The sequence below is a fragment of the Flavobacterium sp. genome (assembly GCF_049240005.1).
Classification (GTDB): Bacteria; Bacteroidota; Bacteroidia; order Flavobacteriales; family Flavobacteriaceae; genus Flavobacterium.
The window spans coordinates 1-4,123 of sequence record NZ_JBMLTK010000026.1 but is presented as its reverse complement, the minus strand read 5'-3'; the positions used below and the strand labels follow the sequence as shown (position 1 = coordinate 4,123).

The window sequence follows — 4,123 nt, the reverse complement described above, 5'->3', positions numbered from 1 at the left end:
ATCGGGACTAACTTCCCCAAAAACCGATACGTTAAACGGCAAACGTCACTACGTACTTCCACTAAACGTCTAGCCCCGATGGCAGTGGAAAGCCCGTACGAGTGGCAACGTGTGCGCACGCTGTTTTGGTGGCGACCACCGGAAGCCGCAAAAAACCGCAGTGCAAACCGTTGCCGAGCGGCGGACTTGCAACGAACAGCGGGAAAAGCTACAAAAATCAACAACAAGCACCAATCAGGCCATCTCACACTTTTAACCTATTTATGACCCCGCTAGGTAGCAGCTTTTGTAACCGAAATTAATAAATCAAATTCATCTTGTTTGCTTCCGCGCATTGGCTATCTTTGCACGTTAAATTTTAAAAAATTATGATTCACATTACACTTCCCGACGGCTCGGTTAGAGATTACGAGTCCGGAGTTAGCGCGCTTGATGTGGCGAAAAGCATCAGCGAAGGTTTGGCACGCAACGTTATTTCAGCATCTTTTGATGGAACGACGATTGAAACGACCACGCCGCTAACCACCGATGGGAAGCTGGTACTTTATACTTGGAACGATGCCGAAGGAAAAAAAGCTTTTTGGCATTCGACCTCGCACGTGATGGCGCAAGCAATACTCGAATTTTATCCAGATGCTAAATTAACTATAGGTCCGGCGATTGAAAACGGATTTTACTATGATGTCGATTTTGGCGAATCGCGTATTACCGATGCCGACTTTAAAAAAGTTGAGGATCGCGTACTGGAAATTGCTCGCGAAAAGCACGAATTCAAAATGCGTTCGGCAACTAAAGCCGATGCGTTGGCCTTTTATAAAGCAGAGAACAATCCGTATAAAGTAGAATTGATCGAGAATTTGGAAGACGGAACCATTACGTTTTGCGATCACAGCTCGTTTACCGATTTGTGTCGCGGTGGTCATATTCCAAATACAGGCTTGATCAAAGCGATGAAAATCATGAGCGTGGCAGGTGCCTATTGGCGCGGCGACGAGAAAAACAAGCAATTAACGCGTGTTTACGGGATATCGTTTCCAAAACAAAAAGATCTAACCGATTATTTAGAGCTGTTGGAAGAAGCGAAACGTCGCGACCACCGAAAGCTTGGTAAGGAATTGGATTTGTTTACGTTTTCGCCGCGTGTTGGACAAGGTTTGCCTTTGTGGTTGCCTAAAGGTGCTGCTTTACGCGAACGTTTAGAGCAGTTTTTAAAGAAAGCACAAAAGAAAGCAGGTTACGAGCAAGTAGTTTCGCCACATATTGGGCAAAAAGAACTGTATGTAACTTCCGGACATTACGCGAAATACGGTGCCGATAGTTTTCAGCCCATTCATACACCAGCTGAAGGCGAGGAGTTTTTATTGAAGCCAATGAATTGTCCGCACCACTGCGAAATGTACAACGTAAAACCTTGGTCGTACAAAGATTTACCGAAACGTTACGCCGAATTTGGAACGGTATACCGCTACGAACAAAGCGGTGAATTGCACGGTTTAACTCGTGTACGTGGATTTACCCAAGACGATGCACATATTTTTTGTACGCCAGACCAACTCGATGCCGAGTTCAAAAACGTAATTGATTTGGTATTATACGTTTTCGGATCTCTTGGATTTGAGAATTTTACAGCACAAATTTCGTTGCGCGATCCGGAAAAACCAGAAAAATATATTGGTAGTAACGAAAACTGGGAGAAGGCAGAAGCGGCCATCATCAAAGCAACAGCCGATAAGCAGCTGAATACCGTTGTGGCATACGGCGAGGCGGCTTTCTATGGTCCGAAGCTCGATTTCATGGTAAAAGATGCGCTGGGCAGACACTGGCAATTAGGTACCATTCAAGTAGATTACAACTTGCCAGAGCGTTTCGATCTAACGTACAAAGGAGCAGATAACGAGTTGCATCGCCCGGTAATGATTCACCGTGCGCCGTTTGGATCTATGGAGCGTTTCATCGCAATCTTGCTAGAGCATACGGCTGGAAACTTGCCGTTGTGGTTAATTCCAGAGCAGGCTATCATCTTGTGTCTTAGCGAGAAATATGAAAATTATGCGAAAAAAGTTTTACAGTTGCTCGAAAATCACGAAATTCGCGCCCTAATTGACAATCGCAATGAAACGATTGGCAAGAAGATTCGCGAAGCCGAGTTACAAAAATTTCCGTTCATGCTTATCGTTGGCGAGGAAGAAGCACAGACAAATACCGTATCGGTACGCAGTAGAGTGCAGCAATCTCGCGAAAATATTAAGATGAGTATAGATGAGTTTGCAGCAGTTGTACAAGAGGAAGTCGCAAAAACATTAAAGACATTCAACGTTTAATTTAAAATATTTAAGTCATAGCAATTAGAAACAACAGAGGGTATCAACCCAGGGTCGAAAAGAAAGATGCACACCGCATCAATAACAACATCCGTGGAATTCAGGAAGTTCGTCTAGTAGGCGAAAACATCGAAACGGGTGTTTACAAATTATCCGACGCGCTTCGCATGGCCGACGAGCAAGAGCTTGATTTGGTAGAGATTTCACCCAACGCCGTTCCGCCGGTTTGTAAAATAATGGACTATAAAAAGTTCATCTACGAACAGAAGAAACGCGAAAAAGCTTTGAAGGCAAAGTCGACTCAAGTAGTGGTTAAAGAAATTCGTTTCGGACCACAAACCGACGAGCACGATTATGAATTTAAGCGCAAGAATGCTGAAAAATTCCTGAAAGAAGGTGCAAAGCTGAAAGCATTTGTATTTTTTAAAGGAAGATCGATTATCTACAAGGATCAAGGACAAATTTTGCTACTTCGTTTAGCGCAAGATTTGGAAGAATACGGAAAGGTGGAAGCCATGCCGGTTCTTGAAGGTAAAAGAATGATTTTATTTATTGCTCCTAAGAAAAAGAAGCAATAACACAATAATAGTAAGTCAATTTAATCCTTAGGAAATTATGCCTAAAATGAAAACCAAATCCTCGGCTAAGAAACGATTCAAAGTTACTGGCTCAGGTAAAATCAAAAGGAAACACGCTTTCAAAAGCCACATCCTGACTAAAAAGTCGAAGAAACGTAAGTTAGCGCTTACGCATTCAGCTTTAGTTCACACTAGTGATCTTCGAAGCGTGAAGGAGCAATTGAGAATTGTTTAATTCTAGAATTGCGAGGTTAAATTATTTTTAAACCATGGAGTATGGCCATTAAGTCTCGAAAGTCGAGCGCCTGCTACAAAAAAACATTAAATTATGCCAAGATCAGTAAATTCGGTTGCTAAAAGAGCACGAAGAAAAAAAATGATGAAGCAGGCCAAAGGTTTCTTTGGTCGCAGAAAGAACGTTTGGACAGTTGCTAAGAATGCTGTCGAGAAAGCGATGTTGTATTCGTACAGAGATCGTAAACAAAAGAAGAGAAATTTCCGTTCTCTATGGATCATGCGTATCAACGCGGGTGCACGATTGGAGGGAATGAGCTATTCGCAATTTATCGGAAAGGTAAAAGCAGCCGGAATCGAACTTAACCGTAAAGTTCTAGCTGATTTAGCGATGAATCATCCTGAAGCTTTCAAAGCTATTCTGAACAAAGTAAAATAAACGTTTAATATATTGACTTACCGGAAAAGACTTGCAATTGCAGGTCTTTTTTCGTTTCAAGTGTTTTGAAATCGAAGCACGCATTGTTCAACATTCATATTTCTGTCTCAAACGATTGTTAATTTTGGAATTACTAATTGTATTTATCAATCTAGAATGTAACTTAGTGTAGATGCGAAGCGAGTAGGCGCTTGGCTTAAAGTGGTATCAGATTCATATTTATAATTTGCCAAGAACCCGCGTAATACTTAGTGTTTTGTTGCTATTAAAGTATTTATCTTAATCAAATTTTAAAAAGGATATGAGTTTAGAAGGTATTTTGATTGTCTTGTTCTCAGGAATTGTAGGAGGTACTATTGGCCGATTTTTAGCGCTAAAATACTTTTACAAGAAGAAGGACTAGAGTAAATGATTTTAAAAAATCGGGAGGCAGTTTTGTTTTCCGATTTTTCATTTTAGGGCAGCCCCTCGCCAGTTTAGTGGAAATAATGGAGATGCTTCGGGCCGGGCCTTTCACTTCAAGCGCGTTTGTTTCAAACCGTTCGGCATCG

Annotated in this window: 4 protein-coding genes; all 4 read left to right on the top strand. The window is 41.7% G+C overall.

All coding sequences use genetic code 11. From position 1 onward, the window contains the following. Positions 1-368: 368 nt before the first annotated feature. The gene (thrS, locus tag ACOVQQ_RS02635) at positions 369-2,321 is read left to right on the top strand and encodes a threonine--tRNA ligase (RefSeq protein WP_421816813.1); all 1,953 of its coding nucleotides are present in this window, start codon (positions 369-371) and stop codon (positions 2,319-2,321) included. Between the two features lie 17 nt (positions 2,322-2,338). Then, positions 2,339-2,899, top strand: a complete 561-nt coding sequence (infC, locus tag ACOVQQ_RS02630) for a translation initiation factor IF-3 (protein WP_394335689.1) — start codon at positions 2,339-2,341, stop codon at positions 2,897-2,899. A gap of 37 nt (positions 2,900-2,936) precedes the next feature. Beyond that, positions 2,937-3,134 carry a 50S ribosomal protein L35 gene (gene rpmI / locus ACOVQQ_RS02625; RefSeq protein ID WP_094485146.1) on the top strand — a complete coding sequence of 66 codons (198 nt, stop codon included), beginning with the start codon at positions 2,937-2,939 and terminating at the stop codon, positions 3,132-3,134. A gap of 93 nt (positions 3,135-3,227) precedes the next feature. Continuing rightward, positions 3,228-3,572: a 50S ribosomal protein L20 gene (gene rplT, locus ACOVQQ_RS02620; RefSeq protein WP_094485147.1), complete on the top strand. Its 345-nt coding sequence runs from the start codon at positions 3,228-3,230 to the stop codon at positions 3,570-3,572. Positions 3,573-4,123: the final 551 nt, after the last annotated feature.

What these genes read in the sequence shown, in the direction of transcription:
- thrS (WP_421816813.1), top strand. Translation starts at nt 369, where the DNA reads ATGATTCACATTACACTTCCCGACGGCTCGGTTAGAGATTACGAGTCC.
- rpmI (WP_094485146.1), top strand. Translation starts at nt 2,937, where the DNA reads ATGCCTAAAATGAAAACCAAATCCTCGGCTAAGAAACGATTCAAAGTT.
- rplT (WP_094485147.1), top strand. Translation starts at nt 3,228, where the DNA reads ATGCCAAGATCAGTAAATTCGGTTGCTAAAAGAGCACGAAGAAAAAAA.